Below are 25,321 nucleotides of genomic sequence, written 5' to 3'. Positions count from 1 at the left end.
GCCCGGTGGGAGGATCCCCGGCATGGGACTGCCTGGTGAGGACGAACGCTGGCCGCTGTGGACGGGGGCCTGCTGCGCGGCGGCCGCCCTGGTGCTGACGGTCCTGGTGGTGCTGGAGTGGCCGCCGTTGATCCGGTTCGACGTGCTGGTGGCGGAGGCCTGGCACCGGCAGGCGGTGGCGAGTCCGGGGCTGACACAGCTGAGCCGGGTGCTGACGGACTGGGTGTGGGACCCCTGGACGATGCGGGTGCTGCTGGCGGTGGTCTGCGGTGTCCTGTGGTGGCGGGGCTCGGGCCGGCTGGCCGTGCGCTTCCTGATCGCCGGAGTGGTGGCCTCGGTGGTGCAGCAGGGGCTGAAGGCGGCGGTGGGGCGGGAGCGGCCGGTGTGGCCGGACCCGGTGGACTCCGCGCACTACGCGGCCTATCCCTCGGGGCACGCGATGACCGCGACGGTGGTGTGCGGGCTGGTGCTCTGGCTGGTGCCCCGGCCGGCGGTCTGGGCCGCCGTGCTGGTCTCGGTCCTCGGGGTGGGGCTGACCAGGGTGCTGCTGGGTGTGCACTGGCCCTCGGACGTGCTGGGCGGCTGGCTGCTGGGAGTGGCCCTGGTGGCCGCGACCGTGGCGGGCTGCCGGCGGCCCGCCCCCCGGTGAGGGCCCCGTTCGGTCACCCGCGGGCGCGAGGCGGTGCGCACACATCGGTGCTCGGCGATCCCCCGCGTCGCCGAGCACCGGTGCACCACTGCGCTGAGTATATTGGCTCCGAGCCAGTCAACGCAGGAGTTCAGCATGTCCCCGCGTAGCGCATCGGTCAATGAAGAACTGCGGAGACGCTCCAGGGAGCGGTTGCTCCAGGCCACGGTGGAGTTGGTCTCCGAACGCGGGTACGAATCGACCACCCTGGGGGACATCGCCGACCGCGCCGGCGCCGCCCGCGGACTGGTCTCGTACTACTTCCCGGGCAAGCGCCAGCTGCTCCAGTCGGCGGTGCACCGGCTGATGCACCGCTCGCTGCACGCGGCGCTGGAGCGGGAGCCCTGCACCGAGGACGGGCGGGAGCGGCTGGCCCGGGCGATCGACGCGATCCTCGGGCTGGCCCTGGACCGGCCGCTGCTGATGCGCACGCACATGGCGGGCATCCTGCAGGCCGAGGGGTTCGTGCAGTGCCCGGAGCAGCAGCGGCTGGCGGAGCTGCTCAAGGACACGGTGGCCCGGTACGGCTCGGCGGACCCGGACCGCGACTACCCGATGCTGCGGGCGCTGCTGATGGGCGCGGTGTTCGCGGTGCTGCTGCCGGGGGCCTCGATGGACGCGGCCCGGCTGCGCGGTGAGCTGTTCCAGCGGTACGGGCTGGAGTGGGACCGGGGCGTCCCGCCGGACGGGGGGAACCCGTCCGGCGGGACGTCGAGCGGGAGGAACTGAGGCACTGAGCGACTAGCGGCGGTAGTCGGGCTGGGTCTGGACGTTCAGCCCGTCCAGGTGGACCCGCTTGGCGCTGTCGGTGCGCCAGTCGTCGAGCCGCAGCACGTCCAGGCCCTTGGCGATGTCGTTCGAGTAGATGTGGCCGTTGTAGTAGTAGGCCGACCAGGAGCCGCCGAGGCTCAGGGCGGTCGGGTCGAGGGGTCCGCGCTCGAAGAAGGCGATCTCCTTCGGACGGCGGGAGTCGGTGAAGTCCCAGACGGACAGGCCGCCCTGGTACCAGGCCTGCACCATGATGTCGCGACCGCCGCCGACCGGGATCAGCGAGCCGTTGTGGGCCACGCAGTTCTCGGTGTCGGCCTGGTGCCGCGGGATCTTGAAGTAGCTGCGGAAGACCAGCTTGCGCGCGTCCCCGCGGCCGGTGATGTCGTAGATGCCGTCCGCGCCCCGGTTGGGGCCGGTCGCGGCGTTGCAGGTGGCCGCGACACCGCCGCCCAGCTCGTCGGTGAACACCACCTTGTTCGCACGCTCGTTGAAGGTGGCGGAGTGCCAGAACGCGAAGTTGACGTTGTCCTGCACCCGGTCGATCACCCGCGGCCGTTCCGGCCTGCTGATGTCGAAGAGGATGCCGTCGCCCATGCAGGCGCCGGCCGCGAGGTTCTTCGAGGGCAGCACGGTGATGTCGTGGCAGCCGGTGGTCTTGGAGACGCCCGGGTTGTCGGGCGCGCCCGGGTTGCCGCCGTCCGGGAAGAGGACCGGGAAGGCCACCACGGCGGCCTGGGTCGGGGCCTTCTTCGGGACCTTCACCACCGAGATGCCGTCGTGCGGCGGCTGGCAGTCCGGGAAGGCGGCGTTGGGCGAGTAGGAGGCCACGTAGACGTAGATGTCGCGCTTGCCCGGCACCAGGGTGTGGGTGTGCGAACCGCAGGCGGTCTCCACGGACTTGATGTACCGGGGGTTCCGCTTGTCCTTGATGTCGAAGATCTTGATGCCCTCCCAGGAGGACTTCTCTGTGGCGGGCTGCGACACGCTGTTGCACGAGTCGTCGCTGCGCGAGGAGTCCGTGGAGAGGAAGAGCAGGTCCCCGGAGACCGAGATGTCGTTCTGGCCGCCCGGGCAGAGCACCCGGCTGACCGTCTTGGGGGTCTTCGGGTTCTTGATGTCGTAGATGGTGAAGCCGTCGTAGCTGCCCGCGTAGGCGTAGCGGCCCTGGAAGGCGATGTCGGTCTCGATGCCGTCGGGGTTGGCGCTCGGTATGTTCGCGAGGTGCTTGATGTTGCGGCTGTGGACGATCTTGTCCTGGCCCGGTATCTCGCCGATCGAGGTGCGGGCCGCCGAGGATCCGGCCGGGGTCCGCTGCTCGTCGCCGGGGTCCGGCGTGGCGGCCGCGGAGCCCGCCGTGATGAGCGTGGCGAGGAGCCCGGCCGCCGCGGCGGCCACCCCCAGCCTCCTGCGTCGCACACGGGTGTGGTGCGTCGAGCTCACTGTGCCCTCCCTAGGAGTCCCTTCAATCCGTTCGTCGTGGGAACGGAACGTGGACCCCGGCAGTATCTTCCCTTCCATGGACATGGCAACAGAGTCACTCCGGGGTTTCGCGGCGGCGACCGCCGCCGCCCTGCTCGTGCTCGGGCTCGCCGCCTGCCAGGGCGGGGGCGACGGGGACCGGGCCGACAAGGGCGGCGCCCGGAGCGGCCCTTCGGTGATCGCACCCGGGAAGCCCGGGGAGGAGTCCCGCACCCTCTCCCCCGAGGAGGCCGCCCGGGAACGCCCCGACGACAGCCCCAACGCCGCCGACTTCGACTACGTCCGGGACATGATCGAGCACCACCGGCAGGCCCTGGTGCTGAGCGCGCTGGCGCCCGAACGGGCCGCGGCCGAACCGGTGAAGCGCCTCGCCGAGCGGATCGCCGGCGCCCAGCGGCCGGAGATCGGCGCGATGGAGGGCTGGCTGGCCAGGCATCCGGCGCCGGGCGCGGGGCCGGACGGCGGGCACGACCACGCCGGGATGCCCGGGATGGCGACCGAGGCCCAGCTCGCCGAGCTCCGGGCGGCCCGCGGCAAGGACTTCGACCGGCTGTTCCTGAAACTGATGACCACCCATCACGAGGGGGCCCTGACCATGGCGGGGAAGGCGCTGGCCGGCGGGAACAACGTGGCCGTGGAGGAGATGGCCACCGATCTGGTGGCCCAGCAGACCGCGGAGATCGGCCGGATGCGCTCGATGGCCGGCACCACGGGCTGACCCCACAGGCCCTCCGGGCCGGTCCGCCGCCTCCCGGGCCGGTCCGCCGCCGCCCGGGGCGGGTCCGGGCGCGCCGGAGGGCTGACGGGCGGGGGTCCCGGTGCCATGCTGGTGGGTCACCTGCGGAAGGGAGCTCCGCCGTGCTTCGTGTCGCCGTCGTCGGTTCCGGGCCGAGCGGGGTCTATGCCGCGCAGAGCCTGGTCCGCCAGCGCGAGGTGCCGGGCGTACGGGTCGACGTGCTCGACCGGCTGCCCGCCCCCTATGGTCTGGTCCGGTACGGGGTCGCCCCCGACCATGAGAAGATCAAATCGCTGCAGGGCACCCTGCGCGAGGTCCTGGAGGACGACGGGATCCGGTTCCTCGGCCATGTCGAGGCCGGCGGGGAACTGCTGCCCACCGGACGGCTGCTGGAGCTGTACCACGCGGTCGTGTACTGCGTGGGCGCGGCCCGGGACCGGCTGCTCGGCATCCCCGGCGAGGAACTGGCCGGGGTGTTCTCGGCCACTTCCTTCGTCAACTGGTACAGCGCGCACCCCGACGCCCGGTCGGCGGAGTTCGGACTCGGAGCGGTGCGGTCCGCGGTGGTGGTCGGCGCGGGCAACGTGGCCGTGGACGTGACCCGGATCCTGGCCCGGGGCACCGCCGAGCTGCTGCCCACGGACATTCCGCAGCCGGCCCTGGAGGCGCTCGCCGCCAGCGGGCTCCGCGAGGTCCGGATGGTGGCCCGGCGGGGCCCCTCCCAGGGCCGGTTCACCACCAAGGAGCTCCGCGAACTGGGCGGGCTCCCGGGGGTGCCGATCACCGTGGACCCCGCCGAACTGGCCCTCGATCCGGCGTACGCGGACCCGGGCGCGCCCCTGCCCACCGCGGTCCGGCGCAATGTGGAGGTGCTGCGCGGCTGGGCCGCCGCTCCCCCGGCGGGCGCCCCGGCGGAGGACGGCCGGCGGATCGGGCTGCGGTTCTTCCTGCGTCCGGTGGAACTGCTGGACGACGGCGCGGGCCGGGTCCGGGCCGTACGGTGCGAGCGGACGGTGCCGGAGGCCGACGGGCGGGGCGGGGTGCGGGGCACCGGGGTGTTCGAGGAACTGCCCGCCGAGCTGGTGCTGCGCTCGGTGGGCTATCAGGGGGTGCCGCTGCCGGGGCTGCCGTTCGATCCGGCGCGGGGCACGGTGCCGCACGCGGCGGGCCGGGTGCTGCGGGACGGCCGGGCCTCGGTGGGCGAGTACGTGGCGGGCTGGATCAAGCGCGGGCCGACCGGGGTGATCGGCACCAACCGGCCCTGCGCCAAGGAGACGGTGTCCTCGCTGCTCCAGGACGCGCCGGTGCTGGCGGGCCGCGAGCTGCCGGACGATCCGCTGCCGGCCCTGCGGGCGGCCGGGCTGCGCCCGGTGGAATGGCCGGGCTGGCTGGCCATCGAGCGGGCCGAGGCCGAGCTGGGGCGTTCGCTGGGCCGCCGTTCGGTGAAGATCCCCGACTGGTCCGGTCTGCTGGCGGCGGCCGCCGATCCGGGGGACGGTCCGTCCTGATCGCCCCGGAGACCCCCTAACATCTCCGCTATGTCCGTGATGCCGGTCTCCGGCCGGAGCGTTCCCCAGGTCGGCGGCTGGTTCGGGCCGGCCGCCCGGATGGTGGTGTGCGCGGCCCTGCCCTGGTACGCCTGTCTGTGGCTGGGCACCGGCCAGTTCCCGGTGGCGGCCGCCCTGCCGTCCGTGCTGATCCTGCGGGCCGACCTGTTCGACGCGCCCCGGCTGGCCCTGGAGCGGCTGGTCGGGGTGGTCGCGGGGGTGCTGCTGAGCGTGGCGGTGCTCTCCTGGCTGCCGCTGTCCTCGCTGTCGTTCCTGCTGCTGCTGGTGAGCGCCTGCGCGCTCATGTACCTGCTGCGGCACGACGGTTCGCCCAACCAGCAGGTGCTGGTCACCGCGCTGGTGATCTACAGCACCCCGACCCCGGGGTATCCGCTGGTGCGGCTGGAGGAGAGCGCGGTGGGGATCGCCGCGGTGGCCCTGCTGGGTCCGCTGCTGTGGCCCCCGGACCCGTACCGGTCCGCGCTGGCCGGGCTGGAGTCCTACCGCGCCGATCTGGCGGCGCTGCTGGCGCGGAGCGCCGAGCTGGCCGGCCGGGACGGGGATCCGCCGGGGGTCCGGCGGGCCGGGGCGGCCGACGGAGGGGCCTCGGCCGCCGCGTTCTGGGACCGGCCGCGGGCCATGGCCGCCTCGCTGGAGCGGACCGCGGGCCGGCTGCGGTCCGTGCCGGGCGAGCGGCGGGCGGCGGCCCGGATGGCGGTTCTGCGGCCCCGGCTGCGGCTGGCCTCGCAGTCGGCGCTCACCCTGCGCTACTTCCTCCAGGAGCTGTCCGACCGCTCCCCCGCTAGTCCCGGACCCGATGCGGCGCTCCGTGAGCTGGCACCGCTGGTCACCGCCACCGCCGGCGCCCTGGACCGGGCGCTGGACGGCCGGGACTGCACGGCCGCGCTGGCCCGGGCCCGGCGGCTGGACGCCGCGCACCGGGCCGCGTACCCCACCGCGCACGACGCGGTGCTGCGGGCCGGACTGCATCTGACCCATCAGGCGCTCGCCGAGTACCAGCGGGCCCTGGATCGGCCGTCCGGGTAGTCCCGGGCCCGCCGGCCCCGCCGCTACCGGTCTCCGCCCGGGCGCGCAGGCGAGAGTGGGGCGCAGGACACGGCCGCGGGGGCGACGGAGGGCGAGAACCGGATGGACCTGGCACCGCAGCTGGCTCTGGCCCCCGACACGGTGGCCCGGTGGCAGTTCGGCATCACCACCGTCTACCACTTCCTCTTCGTCCCCCTCACGATCTCGCTGTCCGTGCTGGTCGCCGGGCTGCAGACCGCCTGGGTGCGGACGGGGAAGGAGAAGTACCTCTCCGCCACCAGGTTCTGGGGCCGGCTGTTCCTGATCAACATCGCGATGGGTGTGGTCACCGGCATCGTCCAGGAGTTCCAGTTCGGGATGAACTGGTCCGCCTACTCGCGGTTCGTCGGGGACATCTTCGGCGCCCCGCTGGCGTTCGAGGCCCTGATCGCCTTCTTCTTCGAGTCCACCTTCATCGGGTTGTGGATCTTCGGCTGGGACCGGCTGCCGAAGCGGATCCATCTGGCGTGCATGTGGATGGTCGCCGTCGGGACCGTGCTCTCCGCCTACTTCATCCTGGCGGCCAACTCCTTCATGCAGCACCCGGTCGGCTACCGGATCAACGAGGAGCGCGGCCGGGCCGAGCTCACCGACTTCTGGCTGGTCCTCACCCAGGACACCACCCTGGTGGTCGTCTACCACACCCTGACGGCGGTCTTCCTGGCCGGCGGCGCCTTCGTGGCCGGGATCTCCGCGGTCCATCTGCGCCGCGGCCGGCACGTGCCGGTGATGCGGACCTCGCTGCGGGTGGCCCTGGTCACCCTGCTGGTCGCCGGGGTGCTGGTGTCGCTGAGCGGCGACACGCTGGGCAAGGTGATGGTGAAGCAGCAGCCGATGAAGATGGCGGCGGCCGAGGCGCTCTGGGACGGCCAGGACACGGCCCCCTTCTCGGTGTTCGCGATCGGCGACGTCTCCGAGGGCCACAACAAGGTGGAGTGGTCGGTGCCCGGGCTGCTGTCCTTCCTGGCGACGGGGAACTTCCACTCGTACGTCGCCGGGATCAACGACACCAACCGGGCCTCGCAGGAGAAGTACGGGCCCGGGGACTACCGGCCGGACATCCCGGTCGCCTTCTGGGGCTTCCGGTTCATGATGGGCTTCGGCCTGACCTCGGTGGCGGTCGGCGTGGTCGGGCTGTGGCTGACCCGGAAGCGGTTCCTGCTCCGGCCGGGTCTGCGGACCTGCGAGGACGAGGTCCCGCACCTGGCGGTGACCCGGAGCCGGACCCTGGGTTCCACGGCCACCCGCTGGTACTGGCGGCTGGTGGTGTGGACCCTGGTCTTCCCCCTGATCGCCTGCTCCTGGGGCTGGATCTTCACCGAGACCGGCCGCCAGCCCTGGTCGGTCTACGGGGTGCTGCGGACCGCCGACGCGGTGTCGCCCGGGGTCTCCCAGGGCGAGGTGCTCACCTCGCTGATCGGGTTCACCCTGCTCTACGCGCTCCTGGCGGTGATCGAGGTGCGGCTGCTGGTGGCGGCGGTGCGCAAGGGGCCGCCCGAGCTCACCGACGCGGACCGCAACCCGCCCACTCGGATCGGCGGCGACGACCAGGACCCGGACCGCCCGATGGCGTTCTCCTATTGAACGGCCGGGCCCCCGGCCGCCCGCCCTACCGGACCCGGAGCCGGACCTCCTCGGCCGCGGCGGCCGTCAGGACGGTGTCCAGCAGACCGGGGAACAGCTTCTCCAGGTCGGCCTGGCGGAGCCGGTTCAGCTTGGTGGTGCCCCGGTACTCCTGCCGGACCACCCCGCTCTCCCGGAGCACCCGGAAGTGGTGCGTGGTGGTCGACTTGGTCACCGGCAGCACGAAGGCGGAGCAGCCCAGTCCGCTGTCGTCGGCGGCCAGTTCGCGGACGATGGAGAGGCGGAGCGGGTCGGAGAGGGCGTGCAGCACCCCCTCCAGCCGGATCTCGCCGGGCTCCGGGTGGGGCAGCGCCCGGCTGGTGTCCCGGTCGGTCATGGCCGTACTCCGTTCGATGGGCGCCCCTGTCCCGCCATGGTACGAGAGGCCGGGCCGGTCAGGACCGGTGGTAGGGGGCAGGTACCCGTACCTCGGCGCCCAGTTCACGGGCGGCGCGGCGGGCCCAGTGCGGGTCGCGCAGGAGTTCCCGGCCGAGCAGGACGGCGTCCGCCTCCCCGTTGCCGAGGATCTTCTCGGCGTGCGCCGGTTCGGTGATCAGGCCCACGGCCGCCGCCGGGAGCGTGGTCTCCGCCTTGACCCGGGCGGCGAACGGCACCTGGTAGCCGGGCTCCAGGGGGATCCGCAGGCCGGGGGCGTTGCCGCCGGTGGAGACGTCCAGGAGGTCCACTCCGTGGTCCTGGAGCAGGGCGGCCAGCCGGACCGTCTCGTCCGGGGTCCAGCCCTCCCCGGCCAGCCAGTCGGTGGCGGATATCCGGAAGAACAGCGGGAGTTCGGCGGGCCAGACGGCGCGGACCGCGTCCACCACCTCCAGCGGGAACCGGACCCGGTTCTCGAAGGAGCCGCCGTAGGCGTCGGTGCGGTGGTTGCTGTGCGGGGAGAGGAACTCGCCGAGCAGGTAGCCGTGGGCGCCGTGGATCTCGACGACCCGGAAGCCGGCGTCCAGGGCGCGGACCGCCGCGGCGGCGAACTGCGCGGCGATCGCGATGATCTGATTGACAGTCAGCTCCTCCGGGACGGGGTGGCCCTCGGCGTAGGGCAGCGGGCTGGGGCCGACGGGCCGCCAGCCGTGCTCCTCCGGGCCGACCGGCCGGCCGCCCTCCCAGGGACGGCCGGTGGAGGCCTTCCGCCCGGCGTGGCCGAGCTGGATGCCGGGCACGGTGCTCTGGGCGGTGAGGAAGCCGGTGATCCGGCGCAGCGCCTCGGTCTGGGTGTTGTTCCACAGGCCGAGGTCGTAGGGCGAGATCCGGCCCTCCGGGGAGACCGCGGTGGCCTCCAGGAGGATCAGACCGGTGCCGCCGGCGGCGCGGGCCGCGTAGTGCGCGAAGTGCCAGTCCCCCGCCACCCCGGTCCGCGGGCCGGTGGGCTCGGCGCTGTACTGGCACATCGGGGCCATCCAGACGCGGTTGGGCGCGGTCACCGAACGCAGGGTCATGGGCTCGAACAGGGCAGCGCTCATCGGGGCTCTCCAGGGTCGGGGCGTCCGGGCCCCACAGGGCCAAGTACGAGAACCACCGTACTACGAGAATGGTCGTAGTACGAGTTCTCTCGTAGTACGGAAGGTCTCGTATTCATCCCGAGAGGAGAAGGATGCCGATATGACCGAAACACTGCTGATGGTGGGAACCCGCAAGGGACTGTTCCTGGGACGCCGGCCGGAGGGAACGCCCGAGGACACCCCCTGGGTGTTCGACGGCCCCCACTTCAACGCCGAGGCCGTCTACGCGGTGGCCGTGGACCGCAACGGCCCGGCCCCCCGGCTGCTGGTGGGCGCCGACAGCTCCCACTGGGGGCCCTCCGTCTTCCACTCCGACGACCTCGGCGCCAGCTGGCGGGAACCGGCCACCCCGGCGGTCCGGTTCCCCAAGGACACCGGCGCCTCCCTGGAACGCGTCTGGCAGCTGCGCCCGGCCGGCCCCGAGGCCCCCGGGGTGGTCTACGCCGGCACCGAGCCGGCGGCCCTGTTCCGCTCCACCGACCGCGGCGAGTCCTTCGAGCTCGTCCGCCCGCTGTGGGAGCACCCCAGCCGGAAGGACTGGGTACCCGGGGGCGGCGGCGAGGGGCTGCACACGGTGATCACCGATCCGCTCGACCCGGACGCCCTCACGGTGGCCGTCTCCACCGCCGGGGTGTTCCGCAGCGGCGACGGCGGCGCCTCCTGGGCACCCTCCAACGCCGGGATCTCCGCGGTGTTCCTGCCGGATCCGGACCCGGAGTTCGGCCAGTGCGTGCACAAGATCGCCCAGGACGCCGGGGACCGCCGCCGGCTCTACCTGCAGAACCACTGGGGGGTCTACCGCAGCGACGACGCCGGCCACAGCTGGACCGACATCGGCGCCGGACTGCCCTCCGACTTCGGCTTCGCCGTCGCCGCCCACCCCCGCCTGCCCGGCACCGCCTACCTGTTCCCGCTGAACGCCGACTCCGACCGGGTGCCGGCCGGGCACCGCTGCCGGGTCTTCCGCACCCGCGACGCGGGAGCCAGCTGGGAGCCGCTGAGCAACGGCCTGCCGGCCGGCGACCACTACGGCACCGTGCTGCGCGACGCCCTGTGCACGGACGAGGGCGAGGACGGCAAGGGGCCTGCCGGGATCTACTTCGGCAACCGCAACGGCGAGCTGTACGCGAGCCACGACGACGGGGACAGCTGGCGGCTGCTCGCCTCCCACCTGCCCGATGTCCTCTGTGTGCGGGCCGCGGTGATCGGCCACTAGAGTGACCTCCCGTGGCAGCACGACCTCTCAGTGACATCGTCGAAGCGGGCTGGGCCGAGGCCCTGGCACCGGTGGCCGGGCAGATCGCCGCGATGGGCGACTTCCTGCGCGCCGAGATCGCGGCGGGCCGGACCTACGTCCCCGCCGGGGCGCACGTCCTGCGCGCCTTCCAGCAGCCCTTCGACCAGGTGAAGGTGCTGATAGTCGGCCAGGACCCCTATCCCACCCCCGGTCACGCGGTGGGGCTGTCCTTCTCGGTGGCCCCCGAGGTCGCCCCGGTGCCGCCCAGCCTGGACAACATCTTCCTGGAGCTGCACCGGGACCTGAACACCGGACGGCCCCTCAACGGGGACCTCACCCCGTGGACCCGGCAGGGCGTGCTGCTGCTGAACCGGTCGCTGACCACCGCCCCGCGCCGGCCCGGCGCCCACCAGGGCAAGGGCTGGGAGGCGGTGACCGAGCAGGCGATCCGCGCGCTGGCGGCCCGCGGCGGACCGCTGGTGTCCATCCTGTGGGGGCGGGCCGCCCGGGACCTGCGGCCACTGCTGGGCGATCTGCCCGCGATCGAGTCCTCGCACCCCTCCCCGCGCTCCGCCGACTACGGGTTCTTCGGCTCCCGGCCGTTCAGCCGGACCAACGACCTGCTGGTCAGGCAGGGTGCGGAACCGGTGACCTGGCAACTGCCGTCCCAGCCCGGGTGAGCGGCGCCCGCACCGCAGGCGAGCCCGTGTAAGCACCACGCATGTCCACCGTAGATGGTCGTATCTGATATTCAACGGATAAATACGGACAGATGCCTCTCGGGCGAACCCTGCCCGAACAGCGGGTCGGGGAAAGCCAGTAGCATGCGGCGCCATGAGCACCCCCACTGGCCCCGCGAACGGCCTGCCCGTACGAATGCCGCGACCCCGACCCAGCGGACGGCACCGCCGTCCCGAGCCCGCGGTGGCGCCCGAGAACGCGCCCGCGCTGGTGCTCGCCGTACCGGGTGCCCCCTCGGCCGCCTCCCGGAGCCTGGCCGAGGAGATCCTGAGCATCGGCCGGTCCGAGCTGCCCGGCCTGGACGCCCGGATCGGCTTTCTGGACGGTGAGCCCGGGGACGGCGGCTCCGCCCCCGAGTTCCCCTCGCTGTCCGCCGTGCTGACCTCGATCGCCGGGGAGCGCGCCGCCCGCGCCGAGTTCGCCCGCGCCACCGGCCAGGAGGTGCCCGCACCCACCGGCCCGGACGCCGTGGTGGTGCCGCTGCTGGCCGGCCCGGACGCGGACCTGCTGCGCCGGATGCGGCGGGCGCTGATGGACTCCACCGCCGCGGCCGAGCTGGCCGATGTGCTGGGACCGCACCCGCTGCTGGCCGAGGGCCTGCACGTCCGGCTGTCCGAGGCCGGGCTGGCCCGCGCCGACCGGGCCCGGCTGTTCACCGTGGCCACCGCCGCGGACGGCATCATCCTGGCCACCACCGGCGGCGAGGAGGCCGTGCAGGCCGCCGGGATCACCGGCATGCTGCTCGCCGCCCGCCTCGCGGTCCCGGTGATCGCGGCCGCCCTGGACCAGGAGGGCTCGGTGGCGGCGGTCGCCGAGCAGCTGCGCGGCTCGGGCTCCGCCCAGCTGGCGCTGGCCCCCTGCCTGATCGGCCCGGAGGCCGCCGAGGGCCTGCTGGACAGCGCCTGCAAGGAGGCCGAATGCGCGGCCGCCGAGGTGCTGGGCGCCTACCCGGCGCTGGGCAAGCTGGCGGTGGCCCAGTACTCCGCCGCCCTGGGCCTGCCGCAGAGCGCCTCCGCGCACTGACCCGCCCACCCCGCGCACCGGGCGCCCGTACGCACACACCGTACGCGCGGACACGGGCCCGCCGCCGGATTTCCGGGGGCGGGCCCGTCCGCGTACCGCGCTCCGGGCGCGCCGGTCAGGCGAAGAGCACGCTGCTGGCGGCCGGCACCGGCAGGGATCCGGCCCGCCGGGGCAGTCCGGTGCCCCGGTCCACCGTGAACCAGGTGACGTCCCCGGAGCGTTCGTTGGCCGCGTAGAGCCGGCTGCCCTCCGGGTTCGCCACGAGGTCGCGCGGCCACCGTCCGCCGCAGTCCACGCTGCCGGTGAGCCGTGGCGCGAGCGGGTCCCCGGCCACCGAGAGCACCGCGATGGTGTCGGTGCCGCGGACGGCCGCCCAGACGAACCGGCCGTCCGGCGAGGCCACCACCGCCGAGGGATAGGCCCGCACGGCCCCTGGAAGGCCCTCAGGGGCGACCGGAACCTCGGCGACCGGTTCCAGGGATCCGGTGAGCCCGTCCCAGCGGCAGACGGTCAGCAGCGGCCGCAGCTCGTTCAGTACGTAGACCACCCCGCCGGACGGGTGGAAGGCCAGCTGCCGGGGCCCGTTGCCGGGCGGCAGCGCCACCTCGGCACGCACCTCCAGCACCCCCGCCGCCGGGTCCAGGGCGAGCACCCGCACGGTGTCGGTGCCGAGGTCAACCCCGAGCACCCAGCGGCCGCCGGGATCGGGCAGCACCTGGTGGGCGTGCGGCGCCCGCTGACGGTCCGGGTCGGGGCCCGAGCCCCGGTGGACCAGCACCGAGGCGGGCCCGGCGAAGGAGCCGTCCGGGGCCAGCGGCAGCACGCTGAGACTGCCCGAGGTGTAGTTCGCGGTGAACAGCCAGCGGCCGCTCACGCTCAGCTGGGTGGGTCCGGCCCCGCCGACCCCGGCCGGCCCGCCGAGCGGGAGCAGGCCGTCCGGGGCGGCGCGGAAGGCCGCCACGGCGCCGGGGTCGCTCTCGCTGACCGCGTAGCGCACCCCGGTGTCCGGGCCGAGGGCCAGGTAGGAGGGGTCGGCGAGGCCCCCGGTGGTGCCGAGCGGGGTCAGCTCCCCGGTGTCGGGGTCCACGGCCGCGGTGGTGATCCCGCGGCCCCCCGCCGATGTGAACGAGCCGATGTGGACCCGACCTTCGCGCTGCGCCACCTTGCGCCCCTCTCCACCGTGCACCCGACGTAGCAGCCGACGGTAACAGAAGGTCTAGACCAGATCTCGGCCGCGGGCCCGGTCCTCCGCCCCGGGGTGGTGGGTGTAGGCGGGGCTCTGCTGCCGGTCCTCGTAGGTGCGGTGGAAGACGGGGGTGGCGGAGCCGGAGATCGGGGGGACGATCCAGGACCATTCGGCGCCCACCCGGCGGCCCTTGCCCTCCTCGCGCTCAAGGTGGGAGAGGAAGCGGCGGGACTCGGTGTGGTGGTCGGCGATGGTGACCCCGGCCCGGTCGAAGGAGGACAGCACGGCCCGGTTGAGTTCGACCAGGGCCCGGTCCCGCCAGAGCGAGCGCTCGCTGGTGGTGTCCAGGCCCATCCGGCGGGCGACCTGCGGCAGCAGGTTGTAGCGGTCGGTGTCGCCGAGGTTGCGGGCGCCGATCTCGGTGCCCATGTACCAGCCGTTGAAGGGGGCGGCCGGGTAGTGGATCCCGCCGATCTCCAGGCACATGTTGGAGATCGCGGGGACGGCGTGCCAGCGCAGGCCCCAGTCCGACCAACGGTCCCCGTCGGGGTGTTCGATGGGCACTTCGAGCACGGCCTCGGCGGGGAGGTCGAACCAGCGGGGCTTGTCGTCGCAGCCCTGGACCACCAGCGGGAGCAGGTCGAAGGGGGTGCCGGGGCCGCCGGGCCAGCCCCGGTCGCGCAGCGCCTCGGTGAGCTCCCGGTTGCGGGGGTCCCCCACGGTGACGGAGGGGTGGTCGCCGTAGCCGGCGTACCGGATCAACTGCTCGTTCCAGATCAGCGGGCCGGGGCGGCCCGGGGCGTCGGGGGCGAAGACGGTGATGGTGGGGCGGACCCGGCCGCCGTTGGTGGCGTCGCGCAGGTGCTCCACGCACTCGGCGGCGATCTCGTCCCCGCCGGTGAGCCCCCGGCGGTCGCGCACCCGCAGGGAGTTCCAGTAGAGCCGGCCTATGCAGCGGTTGCTGTTGCGCCAGGCGACGCGGGCGCCGTGGACCAGCTCTGCCTCGGTGTGCCGATAGGTTCCGGTGGCGGCCAACTCGGCCCGGACGGCGGCGATCCGGTCCCGCGGATCGCCGCTTCCCGGGTTCTCCCGGTGGAAGAGCCGGATGAACTCCTCGGCCTCTTCGCCTACCTGTGTGCCCGTCACACACTGCTGCCGTATGTTCATCCCGGGCGGTTACCCCCTGTCCGACCAGATCCACCCTGTACATGCCGGATGAATGTGCGGTGAGCACTCACCCGTTGTACACGCCGCAGGTCAGCAGCGTCACCGCTCTACGGTCGATACACCCGTTCGGGTGAATCTCACGACAACGGCCGCGCCATGTAGAGGGCTTGCTCCCCGGCGGCCGGGGTGCCCTCGTAGAGGGTGGTGTCGAGTCCGCAGAAGGTGAAGCCCATCCGCCGGTAGGCGTGCACGGCGGGGGCGTTGACGCTGGAGACCTCCAGCCAGAGCTGGTGGGCGCCGCGTTCGCGGCCGAAGCCGGCGGCGTGCTCCATCAGGGTCCGGCCGATTCCGGTTCCGCGGCGTCCGGGGGCGACCTCGATGTCCTCGACGGTGAGCCGGCGGTTCCAGGGGCTGTAGCCGACGGCGGCGAATCCGCAGAGGGTGTCGCCGTCGAGGGCGACGAAGGTGCGGCGGTCCCCGCCGGTGCCGATCTCCTGCTCGTCGTGCTCCTCGGGCGGGAAGACCTTGTGGACGGGCGGGTCGACGGGGACCTCGCGGAGGGTGAACCCCATGGACCCCTCGGCGGCCTCGGCCCGGAAGACGGTGCCGGTGGTGAAGGAGCTGTCGAGGGCTTCGATGGCGGCGGCGTCCTCGGGGCGGGCCGCCCGGTAGGTGATGGTCACCCTCCGACCGTACGCGGGTGGCGGCGGGTCAGAGCGCCGAGTCGAGGAACGCGGCGAGTCCGGTCCGGTCCAGGGGGCCCTCGTGGGTGGCGGCGGGTACCCCGTCCTTGATCAGGACGAGGGTGGGGGCGGAGGCCACCGCGTAGCGGCGGGTGGCGGCCGGGCAGCGGGTCATGTCGGTGCGGACGGCGGTGATCCGGCCGCCGTAGGCCTGGACGGTGTCGCCGACCACCTGGTCCATGGTCCGGCAGGTCTCGGCGACCTTGGGCCAGCCGCCGCGGAAGTAGGCGAGGACCGGGGTGGGTCCGGACATGGTGAGGACGAAGTCGAATTCGGCGTCCTCCAGTGGCTGGTGGAGGTGGTTCGGCATCGGTTCACTCCCGGGTTCCACGGCATAAAAATACCCCGACCGAATATTGACGGCCAGGGCGATCATCTGCGTATATTGGATGTTTCACGGCAGTCCTGAAAAGGGACATGAAACACCGTGTGAAGTCACTGTATCGCGGCGGGAGTGGAATTGTCAACCGAGGAATTCCGGAATGAACAGCGATTCGTCACGGAGCTCTATGCCCGCCTCGACGGGCTGCGCGACCAGGCCGAACAGGCCGTACGGACGGCCCTGCGGGCGGATGGCGGCGGCTTCCAGGCCCGGCTGGAACGGGATGTCCTGGTCGCCGAGCAATCGGGTCTGGTTTCCGCCCTGAATGCCGGGGAGAACGGCTTGTGTTTTGGCCGGCTCACCTTCTCCGACGGACGCGACCACCACATCGGCCGTATCGGAATCAGGCAGGGCGACGCGGACCGCACCCCGCTGGTCCTGGACTGGCGCGCGGAGATGGCACGCCCGTTCTATCTGGCCACGGGGTACTCCCCGATGGGACTGCGCCGGCGCCGCCATCTGACCACCCGGGGCCGTGAGGTGACCGCCCTGCACGACGAGATCCTGGACCTCGCGGACGCCGAGCGCACCGGCCACGAGGGGGCGGACGCGGACGCCGTGCTGCTCGCCGCCCTCGATGCCGCCCGGACCGGCCGGATGCACGACATCGTGCGGACCATCCAGGCCGAACAGGACCGGATCATCCGGTCCCCGCACCGGGGCGCGCTGGTGGTGGAGGGCGGTCCGGGCACCGGCAAGACCGCCGTGGCCCTGCACCGGGCCGCCTATCTGCTGTACGCCCACCGCGAGCTGCTGGCCCGCCGCGGGGTGCTGATCGTCGGCCCCAACCCGGCCTTCCTCGGCTACATCGGGGAGGTGCTGCCGGCCCTGGGCGAGACCGGGGTGCTGCTGGCCACCCCGGGCGAGCTGTTCCCCGGGGTGCGGGCCACCGGCACCGACCGGCCCGGCGCGGCCGCGGTCAAGGGCCGGGCGGAGATGGCGGAGGTGCTGGCCGCGGTGGTCCGGGACCGGCAGCGGCTGCCGGAGACGGTGCCGGCCGGGGCGGGCGAGGACAGCGAGGTGCTGCCGGAGCCCGCCCTGGAGATCGCGCACGAGGACCACGGCACCCTGCTGCTGGACCGGACGATCGCGCACCGGGCCCGGGACCGGGCGCGGGCCACCGGGCTGCCGCACAACCTGGCCCGCCCGTACTTCGCCTTCCAGGTGATCGACGCCCTCACCGAGCAGCTCGCCGACCGGCTGGGCGCGGACCCGTACGGCGGGCCCAATCTGCTGGGCCCCGACGACATCGCCCAGCTGGGCAAGGAGATCGCCACCAGTGCCGAGGTGCACGCGGCCGTGGACGCCCTGTGGCCGGAGCTCACCCCGCAGGGGCTGGTCGCGGAGTTCCTCGCGGATCCGGCGCATCTGCCGGCGGCGGACGCCGAGCTGATCCGGCGGGACGGGGGCCCGTGGACCCCGGCGGACGTGCCGCTGCTGGACGAGGCCGCCGAGCTGCTCGGTCATGACGACAGCGCGGAGCGGGCGGCCGAGGAGCGGGAGCGCCAGGAGCGGATCGCCTACGCGCAGGGGGTGCTGGAGCTCTCCGAGGGCTCGGAGTCGTACGAGTTCGAGGACCAGGAGAACGAGTACCTGGCGGCGCACGACATCATCGACGCCGAGCGGATGGCGGAGCGGCAGGAGGAGGCCGACCACCGGAGCACCGCCGAGCGGGCGGCGGCCGACCGCGGCTGGGCCTTCGGGCACCTGATCGTGGACGAGGCGCAGGAGCTGTCGGCGATGGCCTGGCGGCTGCTGATGCGGCGCTGCCCCACCCGGTCGATGACCCTGGTGGGCGATCCGGCGCAGACCGGTGACGAGGCCGGTCTCGGCTCCTGGGAGCGGATCCTGGCGCCGTACGTCGGGGACCGCTGGGAGCTGGTGCGGCTGGGCGTGAACTACCGGACCCCGGCGGAGGTCATGGAGCTGGCCGCGGGGGTGCTGCGGGCCCGGAACCCGGAGTTCGAGCCGCCGAGCTCGGTGCGGTCCACCGGGGTGCTGCCGTGGGTACGGCGGACCGGGGACCTGCCGGGGGCGGTGGCCGCCGCCGTGGCGGAGGGGGTTCCGGCGGAGGGCCGGCTGGCGGTGATCGCGCCCCGGGCGCTGCACCCGGTGCTGGCTCCGGTGCTGCCGGGGGTGCGGGCCGGTGCGGAACCGGATCTGACGCGGAGCGTGGTGCTGCTGGATCCGCGCCAGTCCAAGGGGCTGGAGTTCGACACGGTGATCGTGGTGGAGCCGGCCGACCAGTCGCCCAGCGACCTGTACGTGGCGCTGACCCGGGCGACCCAGCGGCTGGGGGTGCTGCACACCGGGCGGCTGCCGGCCGGGCTGGGCTGAGCCGGCCCGGCCGGCCCGCTCAGGCGCTGACCACCAGCGGGGGTTCGCCGCGCCGCTCGGGCGTGCCGCGCAGCGGGGCGGCGAGGGCGGCGAGGGCGTGCTCCAGGCCGTGCAGATGGGTGAGGGCGGGGACCGGGGCGGGGGTCTCGCGCTGCGGGGCGGCGGGGGTGCCGTCGCCGGTCAGGGCCTCCACCGCGGCCTCCACCCGCCAGCAGGCGGCGGCCAGCCGGGCGTCGTGTCCGGCGGCCGGGTCGGCGGCGACGGCGACCAGTCCGCGCAGTTCCACGGCGCAGGCGTCGAGCAGGACGAGTACCTCGCGGGCGCGGGCCTTGCGGGCCCGGTAGGGGCTGAGCGGGTGGACCAGCGGTGCCAGGGAGAGCCGGACCCGGCCGAGCAGCAGTTCCAGTTCGGCGACGTGCGGGGTGGGGTCGGCGTCGGGGTCCCCGTCGAGCCGGCGGAGGGAGGCGGCGGTGGCGGCCCGGACCCGGTGCAGGGCCCGCTGGATCCAGGCGTCGTTGGTCTGGTGGGTGGTGACCGGCAGCACCAGGACCACGGCGAGGCCGGCGGAGACGGCGCCGACGGCGGTCTCCTCCAGACGGAGCAGGAGCAGGCCGGGGTCGAGCACGCCGAGCAGGCCGTAGAGCAGGCCGGCCATGACGGTGACGGCGAGCATCATCCAGCTGTAGGAGACCGCGGCCGTGTAGAAGATCCCGAACACGCAGAGGGCGACGAGGGCGGCGGTGGGGGCGGGGGCGCCGTGCAGGGGGATGGCGATCAGCATGCCGGCGGCGATGCCGACCACGGTGCCGAGCACCCTGCGGAAGCCGCGGACCAGGGTCTCGCCGCGCGAGGCGGTGTTGACGAAGATCCACCAGGTGGTGCCCACGGCCCAGTACCAGCGGTCCTCGGAGAGCACCTGTCCCAGGCTGAGGGCCGCCGTGCAGGCGGCGGTGGCCTGGAAGGCCTGCCGGGTGCTGACCCGGGCGAGTCCGGTGCCGGGCAGCGGGGCCGGGAGCCGGGCGGGCGGGGTGCGGCGCTCGATGGGCCAGAGCAGGAAGCGCACGGCCGAGGAGGCGGCCAGGGCGATGCCCACGGCCAAGAACAGTTCGGGCAGCTGTCCGGGGTGCGCGTGCAGGAACTGGGTGATGAAGAAGTTCATGAACGCGAAGATGCCGAGGGCGTGTCCGCGGGGGCCCCAGCGGCGGGCGTAGACCCCGCAGAAGACCACCAGCAGGAAGGCGGCGTCGCGCAGCGGGGTGATGCCGTGCAGGGTGGTGGCCAGGGCCAGCACCGGGAATCCGGCGGCCGGCAGCAGGGCCGTGGTGCGGGCCTGGTCGCGGACGGTCTGGTCGGTCACCGTGAACAGGGCGAGCAGGGCGGCGAGGCCTCCGGTGATGGAGGCGGTCAGGGAGAGTCCGGCGAGTTCGGCGAGCGCGACCGCGAGGCCGACGCCGAGGACGGCGCGCAGTGCGGTCCGCAGCCGGAGCAGTCCCGGGTCCGGAGCGATGAACATCCTCTTCACGGCGGTGGGCCGCCCCCCTCGTGTTGCGCTCGCCGGCCGTGGCCGCCCTGGGGTGGTGGGGGCGCACGGGCACGTCGAAGGCGCCGCGCTCCGGTCCGGCTTCGTCGCCGGGCCGGCGCCGCGCGGCGCCGAAATATAGATGGTTACAGCACAGATAACCATCCGGGGGTGCGGTGGCTCAACACGGGGGTGGATGACTGGGCCATTGGCCCGGTGCGGGGCGGGTCATTCCGGCCGGGACGGGCCAACGGTCCAGGGGGCTCCGGGAACCTCCCGTTCCGCCGGGCCGCGCGGGCGGAAGGGTTCGGCCAGCTGGGCCAGATAGCGGACCGGGTAGTCCGGGTGCTCGGCCATGCCGAGGTCCTCGCTGGTGAACCGGCGGCCGGGGTCGAAGGAGTAGGTGCCCAGCATCCGGTCCCAGAGCAGGGTGAACAGCCCGAAGTTGACGTCCCCGACCCCGGCCCACTTCAGGTGGTGGAAGCGGTGGCCCTCGTTGAGGGCCAGGATCCCGCGCAGCGGGCCCACCCGGTAGTCGGCGTTGGAGTGCTGGAGGAGCAGCTGCACGGCGGCCGCCAGGGACAGTGCGGCGGCCACGTCCACCGGGAGCCCGATGGCCACCAGCGGGGCGACCCCGGCGGCCAGCTCCACGCTCTGGTGGAGGGGGTGCTTCATCAGGCCGTTGAACCCGTAGAACCGGCCCACCGAGTGGTGGACGGCATGGAACCGCCACAGCAGGCCGACCCGGTGGCTGGCCATGTGGACCAGGGTGACCCCGAGGTCCGTCACCAGGACCGCGAAGACCACCTGGAGGGCGAACGGCCAGCCGTGCGGCCACACGTCGGCGACGGTGACCGCGACGGCGAGCAGCGGGATGGAGCTCACGCTGAGGAGCACCAGCGTCTCGTTGACCGCGGCGTGCGCGGTGTCCCGGCCGCCGTCCCCGGCCGGGTCGTTCCACTCCGGGAGGTAGGGCAGGAGGCGTTCGGCGGTGAAGGAGGCGGCGATGGCGGCCGCCAGGAGGGCGAGCAGCCACCAGCGGGAGGCGCCGGAGGCCAGCAGGGCGATACCGGCCCCGTTGATCCCGAGCAGCAGGAAGGGGGCGTAGGCGTAGCGCACGAGGATTCCCATGGGGTCAGCGTGCGTCGGACCGGACGGGCCGCCTTGGACGGATCCGCTGCGGTCACCCGGGTGGCCCACACGGCTGCGACCTGCGGTGCCTGCTGCGATCATGGCCGCCATGACGGTGGACGAACTCGACACCCGGATCCTCCGGCTGCTGATCGAGCAGCCGCGCACCAGTGTGCGGGAGTACGCCCGGCTCCTCGGCATCGCGCGCGGCACCCTGCAGGCCCGGATGGAACGGCTGGAGCGGACCGGGGTGATCACCGGCACCGGGCCGGTGCTGTCGCCGGCCGCGCTGGGGCATCCGGTGCTGGCCTTCGTGCACATCGAGGTGACCCAGGGGCACCTGGACGAGGTCGGGGACCGGCTGGCGGCCGTGCCGGAGATCATCGAGGCCTTCTCGATCACCGGGGGCGGCGATCTGCTGACCCGGGTGGCGGCCCGGGACAACGCCCATCTGGAGGACGTGATCCAGCGGCTGATCCGGCTGCCGGGCGTGGTCCGCACCCGTACCGAGGTGGCGCTGCGGGAGCGGGTGGCGCACCGGATGCTGCCGCTGGTGGAGGCGGTGGGACGGGCGGCCCGGAACTCCTGACAGGATGGAGGTACAAAAGGCATACGACCGGCAGAACGGGCACAGCGGATGATCTCCGTCATATTCGATCTCGACGGCACTCTCGTGGACAGCGAGCCGAACTACTACGCGTCGGGGCGGCGCACCCTGGAGCGCCACGGCGTGACCGGTTTCGGCTGGGAGCAGCACGCCGCGTTCATCGGCATCGGCACCCGCGAGACCCTGGAGGTCCTGCGCGAGCGGTACCGGATCGAGGCCCCGGTGGACCAGCTGCTGGACGAGCAGAACGCGGCCTATCTGGAGCTGGCACGGACGGCCACCGAGGTCTATCCGCAGATGCGGGAGTTCGTGGAGCGGCTGGCCGCCGACGGGGTGCCGATGGCCGTGGCCTCCGGCTCCTCCCGGGAGGCCATCGACGCGGTCCTGGCCGGCACCGGACTGGACGCCCTGCTGACCACGGTGGTCTCCGCCGAGGAGGTCGCGCACGGCAAACCGGCCCCGGACGTGTTCCTGGAGGCGGCCCGCCGGCTGGGCGCGGACCCGGCCGACTGCGTGGTGCTGGAGGACGCCGCCCCGGGCGCCCGGGCCGCGTTCGCCGCCGGGATGGACTGCGTGGCGGTGCCCTATGTGGCCGCCACCGCCGACGACCCGGCGTTCGCCACGGCCGGACTGCTGTTCCGGGAGGGGCAGCGCGAGTTCACCGCCGAGGCCGCCCACCGCTATGTGGCGGACCGCCGGGCGGCGTGAATCCGCCGCTGATCCGCCGCTGATCCACTGCCGATCCGCCGCGGATTCGACGCGTCCCGAAAATTCGATGCGTAAACGCTGCGACTTGATTCACCGAGGCGCCCTGAGCAGGCTCGACCCATGGACGAGACAGTGCGCGAGGGGCTCGACGACCGGGTGGCGGCGGGGTTCGTCGCCGGGGACGACGACAGCATGGAGGCCGTGTACCGGCGCTGGCGGCCCCTGGTGCAGGCACTCGCCCGGAGGGCGCTGGGCGACGAGCGCGAGGCGGAGGACGTGACCCAGCAGGTCTTCCTGGCCGCCTGGCGCGGCCGGCACGGATACCGGCCCGGACCGGGCGGCCTCGGCGCCTGGCTCACCGGGATCACCCGGCACAAGGTGGCCGACGCCCTGGCCGCCCGGACCCGGCGGGCCAGGGCGACGGCCGCCGCCCGCAGCTGCCCCGAGCTGGCCCCGCACCCCGGCGCGGTGTCCCGGCCGGAGCTGGAACCGGAGCGGACCCTGGACCGGATGCTGGTCCTCGGCGAACTGGCCCGGCTCCCGTCCGCCCAGCAGCGGGTGGTCCGGCTGGCGTTCTACGCGGACCTGTCCCAGTCACAGATCGCGGACCGCACCGGGCTGCCGCTCGGCACCGTCAAGAGCCATATGCGGCGGGCCCTGCACGGCCTGCGGCGCTCCCTGGAACCGGGCCCGCTGCCAGTCCCGCGATGACCTCCAGGCCCGACCGCAGACCGAACAGCCGCCCGGCCCTCGGATCCGGCAGCCCCGACCCCCAGCCGGGCCCCGCGAGCAGCAGCGCCGAATGCGCCCGGGCACCCCGCAGCCCCCACTCGATGCCCGCCACCGAACGCGCCAGCGCCTGATCCGCCGTGGTCCGGGACTGCGACCACAGCACCACCGCCCGCGGCCCGGTCCGGCGCACCGCGTCCAGCAGCGCCTCGGCCGGCAGCGCCGCGCCGAACATCCGCACCGGCAGGCCCCGTTCGCCCAGCGCCGCGGCCAGGGCCTCGATCGGCAGACTGTGCTGCTCCCGCGGTACACAGGCCAGCAGCAGCGGGGCGGCGGCCGCGCCCCGCGGCGGCGCCGCCGGCCGGACCCGCCGCAGGGCGGAGGACACGTGCCAGGACAGCAGGTGCTCCACCTCCACGTAACGCTCCCCCGCCGAGGCCCATTTGCGGCCCACCGCGTGCAGGGTCGGCGCGATCACCTCCTCCCAGGCGGTGACCACCCCGAGTTCGGCCACCGCGGCGTCCAGCATGGCGTCCACCGACGGCGCGTCCAGCCGGACCGCGGCCCGGGCCAGCCCCCGGCACTCCGGCCGGACCTCCCCCAGGGGCAGCGAGTCCGGGCCGCCCGGTGCCCGGCCGGCCGGCCGGGCACCGGCCTCCGGGGCGGCTCCGTCGCGGGCGGCCCGGGCCGCCTCCGCCGGGGGCACCCCCTGGCCGGTGAGCCGGCACATCAGCTCCAGACGGGCGATGTCCTGCGGGGTCCAGCGGCGGTGCCGGCCGTCCTCCCGGCGGGCCGGGCCGATGGCGTAGCGGCGCTCCCAGGAACGCAGGGTGGTCGGCGACACGCCGAGCCGGCGGGCCACCGCTCCGGTGCTCAGGGCGGCGGCGGGAAGGTCGTCGGACGGCGCGGGTCCGGGCGGCACGGGCTGCACCCGCCTCACGATACGGCCGGGCGCCGCCCCGGTCCGGGGCGCACCCGCTCCCACCCGCCGCTCATTCGGCCCCCCGGCCCCGCTTGAACCGGTCCAGGCCCTCGGCCAGCTCCACCAGCGGGTCCGGATAGTCGTACCGGGCCCGGTCCGGGCCGGTCAGCCGCCAGGGCTCGTGGACGGCCGGGGCCGGCAGCCCGGCCAGCTCGGGCACCCAGCGGTGCACATAGCTGCCGTCCGGGTCGTAGCGCAGGGCCTGCCGGACCGGGTTCAGCACCCGGTTGGGCCGGGTGTCGGTGCCCGTGCCGGCCACCCACTGCCAGTTCAGCTGGTTGTTGGCGAGGTCCCCGTCCACCAGCAGCTCCAGGAAGTGCCGGGCGCCGATCCGCCAGTCCACGTACAGGGTCTTGGACAGGAAGCTCGCGGCGAGCAGCCGACCGCGGTTGTGCATCCAGCCCTCGTGGCGGAGCTGCCGCATCGCGGCGTCGACCACCGGATAGCCGGTGCGGCCCTCCTTCCAGGCCCGCACCTCCTCCTCCACGGCCCGGCCGGTCCGCCAGCGGTCCCCGCGGTCCCGGTAGTCCCCGGCGGCCGCCCCCGGACGGGCGGCGAGCACCTGGTGGTGGAAGTCCCGCCAGCACAGCTGCCGGACGAAGGCCTCCGCGCCGGGCCCGCCCACGGCGTCCGCGCGCTGGGCGGCCTCGCCCGCCGACAGGGTCCCGAAGTGCAGGTGCGGGGAGAGCCGGGAGGTGGCGTCACCGGCCAGGTCGTCATGGACGTCCTCGTACCGGGAGATGCCCGAGCGCAGCCAGTTCACCAGCAGCCGGCGGGCCTCCCGCTCCCCGCCCCGGGCCAGCCCCGGGGAGGCCCCGGCCACCGAGGCGCGCTCGGGCAGCGGCTCGGAGCCGACCTCCTCGGGGACCCGGACCGTACGGGGGGCCGTCACCACCGGCCGGGGGGCCTCGGCCGCCCAGCGCCGGAAGTAGGGGGTGAACACCGCGTAGTGGTCGGAGCCGGCCGGGTGGACCCCGCCGGGGGCGACCGCGGTGACCACCGCCTCGTGGACGTAGAGCCGGCGGCCCTCGGCCTCCAGCGCGGCCCGCAGCCGCTCCTCCCGGCCGTGGGCGTAGCCGCTGACCCCGGCGGCCATGTGGACCTCGTCGGCGTCGGTCTCCAGCACCACGGCCAGCACCTCGGCGACCGGGTCCCCCGAGCGCAGGACCAGCCGGCCGCCGCGTTCGCGCAGGCCCGCGTCCAGATCGGCCAGGCAGTCGGCGAGGAAGGCCCGCCGGTTGGGCGGGGCGAACCCGGCGGCCTCCACGGCCCGGTCACGGACGAACAGCGGCACCACCCGCTCGCTGGAGGAGAGGGCCGCCCGCAGCGGCGGGTGGTCGTGCAGGCGCAGGTCGGAGGTGTACAGGACGACCGCGGTGTTCATG

24 protein-coding genes are annotated in these 25,321 nt (G+C 74.1%); 13 read left to right on the top strand and 11 right to left on the bottom strand.

Annotation, left to right across the window (positions count from 1 at the left end):
• The first annotated feature begins 22 nt into the window (after positions 1 to 22).
• Positions 23 to 649: a phosphatase PAP2 family protein gene (locus ACZ50K_RS05620; protein WP_468897844.1), complete on the top strand. Its 627-nt coding sequence runs from the start codon at positions 23 to 25 to the stop codon at positions 647 to 649.
• A 135-nt stretch (positions 650 to 784) separates the two neighbouring features.
• A complete protein-coding gene (locus ACZ50K_RS05615) occupies positions 785 to 1,417 on the top strand; it encodes a TetR/AcrR family transcriptional regulator (RefSeq protein WP_468897842.1) in 633 nt (210 codons plus the stop codon).
• A 12-nt stretch (positions 1,418 to 1,429) separates the two neighbouring features.
• On the opposite strand, the gene ACZ50K_RS05610 is transcribed toward ACZ50K_RS05615, so the two are convergent.
• Positions 1,430 to 2,899 carry an LVIVD repeat-containing protein gene (locus ACZ50K_RS05610; RefSeq protein WP_468897840.1) on the bottom strand — a complete coding sequence of 490 codons (1,470 nt, stop codon included), beginning with the start codon at positions 2,897 to 2,899 and terminating at the stop codon, positions 1,430 to 1,432.
• Between the two features lie 76 nt (positions 2,900 to 2,975).
• Between ACZ50K_RS05610 and ACZ50K_RS05605 the strand changes: the two genes are divergently transcribed.
• The 4 genes from ACZ50K_RS05605 to ACZ50K_RS05590 all read left to right on the top strand — a co-directional run bounded on the left by ACZ50K_RS05605 (position 2,976) and on the right by ACZ50K_RS05590 (position 7,891).
• Positions 2,976 to 3,656 carry a DUF305 domain-containing protein gene (locus tag ACZ50K_RS05605; protein WP_468897838.1) on the top strand — a complete coding sequence of 227 codons (681 nt, stop codon included), beginning with the start codon at positions 2,976 to 2,978 and terminating at the stop codon, positions 3,654 to 3,656.
• A 140-nt stretch (positions 3,657 to 3,796) separates the two neighbouring features.
• Positions 3,797 to 5,182 (top strand): FAD-dependent oxidoreductase, encoded by a 1,386-nt coding sequence (locus ACZ50K_RS05600; RefSeq protein ID WP_468897836.1) that lies wholly within the window; start codon positions 3,797 to 3,799, stop codon positions 5,180 to 5,182.
• 30 nt (positions 5,183 to 5,212) lie between these two features.
• The gene (locus ACZ50K_RS05595; RefSeq protein ID WP_468897835.1) at positions 5,213 to 6,268 is read left to right on the top strand and encodes an FUSC family protein; all 1,056 of its coding nucleotides are present in this window, start codon (positions 5,213 to 5,215) and stop codon (positions 6,266 to 6,268) included.
• A 102-nt stretch (positions 6,269 to 6,370) separates the two neighbouring features.
• Positions 6,371 to 7,891 carry a cytochrome ubiquinol oxidase subunit I gene (locus ACZ50K_RS05590; RefSeq protein WP_468897833.1) on the top strand — a complete coding sequence of 507 codons (1,521 nt, stop codon included), beginning with the start codon at positions 6,371 to 6,373 and terminating at the stop codon, positions 7,889 to 7,891.
• Positions 7,892 to 7,916: 25 nt separating this feature from the next.
• Here the strand turns inward: ACZ50K_RS05590 and ACZ50K_RS05585 are convergent, their stop codons facing one another.
• Both ACZ50K_RS05585 and ACZ50K_RS05580 read right to left on the bottom strand, forming a co-directional pair.
• Positions 7,917 to 8,267, bottom strand: coding sequence for an ArsR/SmtB family transcription factor (locus ACZ50K_RS05585; RefSeq protein WP_468897831.1), 351 nt, complete (start codon positions 8,265 to 8,267; stop codon positions 7,917 to 7,919).
• A 58-nt stretch (positions 8,268 to 8,325) separates the two neighbouring features.
• Positions 8,326 to 9,405 carry an NADH:flavin oxidoreductase/NADH oxidase gene (locus ACZ50K_RS05580; RefSeq protein WP_468897829.1) on the bottom strand — a complete coding sequence of 360 codons (1,080 nt, stop codon included), beginning with the start codon at positions 9,403 to 9,405 and terminating at the stop codon, positions 8,326 to 8,328.
• A gap of 139 nt (positions 9,406 to 9,544) precedes the next feature.
• On the opposite strand from ACZ50K_RS05580, the gene ACZ50K_RS05575 reads away from it, so the two are divergent.
• The 3 genes from ACZ50K_RS05575 (at position 9,545) to ACZ50K_RS05565 (ending at position 12,445) form a co-directional block, all read left to right on the top strand.
• Entirely contained in the window at positions 9,545 to 10,660 is a 1,116-nt protein-coding gene (locus tag ACZ50K_RS05575; protein ID WP_468897827.1) for a WD40/YVTN/BNR-like repeat-containing protein, read from the top strand.
• An 11-nt stretch (positions 10,661 to 10,671) separates the two neighbouring features.
• Entirely contained in the window at positions 10,672 to 11,361 is a 690-nt protein-coding gene (locus tag ACZ50K_RS05570; RefSeq protein ID WP_468897825.1) for a uracil-DNA glycosylase, read from the top strand.
• Positions 11,362 to 11,515: 154 nt separating this feature from the next.
• The gene (locus tag ACZ50K_RS05565; RefSeq protein WP_468897823.1) at positions 11,516 to 12,445 is read left to right on the top strand and encodes a sirohydrochlorin chelatase family protein; all 930 of its coding nucleotides are present in this window, start codon (positions 11,516 to 11,518) and stop codon (positions 12,443 to 12,445) included.
• A 115-nt stretch (positions 12,446 to 12,560) separates the two neighbouring features.
• Here ACZ50K_RS05565 and ACZ50K_RS05560 read toward each other — a convergent pair whose 3' ends face one another.
• From ACZ50K_RS05560 to ACZ50K_RS05545, 4 genes are all read right to left on the bottom strand, one after another.
• Complete coding sequence (locus tag ACZ50K_RS05560; protein WP_468897821.1) at positions 12,561 to 13,607, bottom strand: lactonase family protein; 1,047 nt, start codon at positions 13,605 to 13,607, stop codon at positions 12,561 to 12,563.
• Between the two features lie 54 nt (positions 13,608 to 13,661).
• Entirely contained in the window at positions 13,662 to 14,798 is a 1,137-nt protein-coding gene (locus tag ACZ50K_RS05555; protein WP_468897819.1) for a nitric oxide synthase oxygenase, read from the bottom strand.
• 137 nt (positions 14,799 to 14,935) lie between these two features.
• The gene (locus ACZ50K_RS05550; RefSeq protein WP_468897817.1) at positions 14,936 to 15,481 is read right to left on the bottom strand and encodes a GNAT family N-acetyltransferase; all 546 of its coding nucleotides are present in this window, start codon (positions 15,479 to 15,481) and stop codon (positions 14,936 to 14,938) included.
• Positions 15,482 to 15,509: 28 nt separating this feature from the next.
• Positions 15,510 to 15,851 carry a thioredoxin family protein gene (locus ACZ50K_RS05545; protein ID WP_468897815.1) on the bottom strand — a complete coding sequence of 114 codons (342 nt, stop codon included), beginning with the start codon at positions 15,849 to 15,851 and terminating at the stop codon, positions 15,510 to 15,512.
• 150 nt (positions 15,852 to 16,001) lie between these two features.
• Here ACZ50K_RS05545 and ACZ50K_RS05540 point away from each other — a divergent pair, with 150 nt between their 5' ends.
• Complete coding sequence (locus tag ACZ50K_RS05540; protein WP_468897813.1) at positions 16,002 to 18,260, top strand: HelD family protein; 2,259 nt, start codon at positions 16,002 to 16,004, stop codon at positions 18,258 to 18,260.
• A gap of 19 nt (positions 18,261 to 18,279) precedes the next feature.
• On the opposite strand, the gene ACZ50K_RS05535 is transcribed toward ACZ50K_RS05540, so the two are convergent.
• Both ACZ50K_RS05535 and ACZ50K_RS05530 read right to left on the bottom strand, forming a co-directional pair.
• A complete protein-coding gene (locus ACZ50K_RS05535; protein WP_468897811.1) occupies positions 18,280 to 19,773 on the bottom strand; it encodes an FUSC family protein in 1,494 nt (497 codons plus the stop codon).
• Positions 19,774 to 20,007: 234 nt separating this feature from the next.
• Positions 20,008 to 20,910: a sterol desaturase family protein gene (locus ACZ50K_RS05530; protein ID WP_468897809.1), complete on the bottom strand. Its 903-nt coding sequence runs from the start codon at positions 20,908 to 20,910 to the stop codon at positions 20,008 to 20,010.
• Positions 20,911 to 21,019: 109 nt separating this feature from the next.
• On the opposite strand from ACZ50K_RS05530, the gene ACZ50K_RS05525 reads away from it, so the two are divergent.
• From ACZ50K_RS05525 to ACZ50K_RS05515, 3 genes are all read left to right on the top strand, one after another.
• Positions 21,020 to 21,499, top strand: a complete 480-nt coding sequence (locus ACZ50K_RS05525; RefSeq protein ID WP_468897807.1) for an Lrp/AsnC family transcriptional regulator — start codon at positions 21,020 to 21,022, stop codon at positions 21,497 to 21,499.
• Between the two features lie 48 nt (positions 21,500 to 21,547).
• A complete protein-coding gene (locus ACZ50K_RS05520; RefSeq protein ID WP_468897805.1) occupies positions 21,548 to 22,225 on the top strand; it encodes an HAD family hydrolase in 678 nt (225 codons plus the stop codon).
• Between the two features lie 120 nt (positions 22,226 to 22,345).
• The gene (locus ACZ50K_RS05515) at positions 22,346 to 22,936 is read left to right on the top strand and encodes an RNA polymerase sigma factor (RefSeq protein WP_468897803.1); all 591 of its coding nucleotides are present in this window, start codon (positions 22,346 to 22,348) and stop codon (positions 22,934 to 22,936) included.
• On the opposite strand, the gene ACZ50K_RS05510 is transcribed toward ACZ50K_RS05515, so the two are convergent.
• The gene (locus ACZ50K_RS05510) at positions 22,860 to 23,885 is read right to left on the bottom strand and encodes a MerR family transcriptional regulator (RefSeq protein ID WP_468897801.1); all 1,026 of its coding nucleotides are present in this window, start codon (positions 23,883 to 23,885) and stop codon (positions 22,860 to 22,862) included. The two genes, ACZ50K_RS05515 and ACZ50K_RS05510, sit on opposite strands and share 77 nt — an antisense overlap.
• Positions 23,886 to 23,946: 61 nt before the next feature.
• The gene (locus tag ACZ50K_RS05505) at positions 23,947 to 25,320 is read right to left on the bottom strand and encodes a cryptochrome/photolyase family protein (protein WP_468897799.1); all 1,374 of its coding nucleotides are present in this window, start codon (positions 25,318 to 25,320) and stop codon (positions 23,947 to 23,949) included.
• Position 25,321 lies beyond the last annotated feature (1 nt).

This window comes from Streptomyces sp. NPDC033845 (assembly GCF_055576225.1).
Note: the sequence above shows the minus strand (reverse complement) of the source record. Positions and strands in the feature narration are given on the sequence as shown.

Excerpts from the sequence above, each read along its gene's own strand:
- ACZ50K_RS05530 (WP_468897809.1), bottom strand. The coding sequence starts at position 20,910 with ATGGGAATCCTCGTGCGCTACGCCTACGCCCCCTTCCTGCTGCTCGGG.
- ACZ50K_RS05595 (WP_468897835.1), top strand. The coding sequence starts at position 5,213 with ATGTCCGTGATGCCGGTCTCCGGCCGGAGCGTTCCCCAGGTCGGCGGC.
- ACZ50K_RS05545 (WP_468897815.1), bottom strand. The coding sequence starts at position 15,851 with ATGCCGAACCACCTCCACCAGCCACTGGAGGACGCCGAATTCGACTTC.
- ACZ50K_RS05555 (WP_468897819.1), bottom strand. The coding sequence starts at position 14,798 with ATGAACATACGGCAGCAGTGTGTGACGGGCACACAGGTAGGCGAAGAG.
- ACZ50K_RS05520 (WP_468897805.1), top strand. The coding sequence starts at position 21,548 with ATGATCTCCGTCATATTCGATCTCGACGGCACTCTCGTGGACAGCGAG.
- ACZ50K_RS05605 (WP_468897838.1), top strand. The coding sequence starts at position 2,976 with ATGGACATGGCAACAGAGTCACTCCGGGGTTTCGCGGCGGCGACCGCC.
- ACZ50K_RS05620 (WP_468897844.1), top strand. The coding sequence starts at position 23 with ATGGGACTGCCTGGTGAGGACGAACGCTGGCCGCTGTGGACGGGGGCC.
- ACZ50K_RS05535 (WP_468897811.1), bottom strand. The coding sequence starts at position 19,773 with ATGTTCATCGCTCCGGACCCGGGACTGCTCCGGCTGCGGACCGCACTG.
- ACZ50K_RS05575 (WP_468897827.1), top strand. The coding sequence starts at position 9,545 with ATGACCGAAACACTGCTGATGGTGGGAACCCGCAAGGGACTGTTCCTG.
- ACZ50K_RS05565 (WP_468897823.1), top strand. The coding sequence starts at position 11,516 with ATGAGCACCCCCACTGGCCCCGCGAACGGCCTGCCCGTACGAATGCCG.
- ACZ50K_RS05590 (WP_468897833.1), top strand. The coding sequence starts at position 6,371 with ATGGACCTGGCACCGCAGCTGGCTCTGGCCCCCGACACGGTGGCCCGG.
- ACZ50K_RS05585 (WP_468897831.1), bottom strand. The coding sequence starts at position 8,267 with ATGACCGACCGGGACACCAGCCGGGCGCTGCCCCACCCGGAGCCCGGC.
- ACZ50K_RS05615 (WP_468897842.1), top strand. The coding sequence starts at position 785 with ATGTCCCCGCGTAGCGCATCGGTCAATGAAGAACTGCGGAGACGCTCC.
- ACZ50K_RS05515 (WP_468897803.1), top strand. The coding sequence starts at position 22,346 with ATGGACGAGACAGTGCGCGAGGGGCTCGACGACCGGGTGGCGGCGGGG.
- ACZ50K_RS05505 (WP_468897799.1), bottom strand. The coding sequence starts at position 25,320 with ATGAACACCGCGGTCGTCCTGTACACCTCCGACCTGCGCCTGCACGAC.
- ACZ50K_RS05525 (WP_468897807.1), top strand. The coding sequence starts at position 21,020 with ATGACGGTGGACGAACTCGACACCCGGATCCTCCGGCTGCTGATCGAG.
- ACZ50K_RS05580 (WP_468897829.1), bottom strand. The coding sequence starts at position 9,405 with ATGAGCGCTGCCCTGTTCGAGCCCATGACCCTGCGTTCGGTGACCGCG.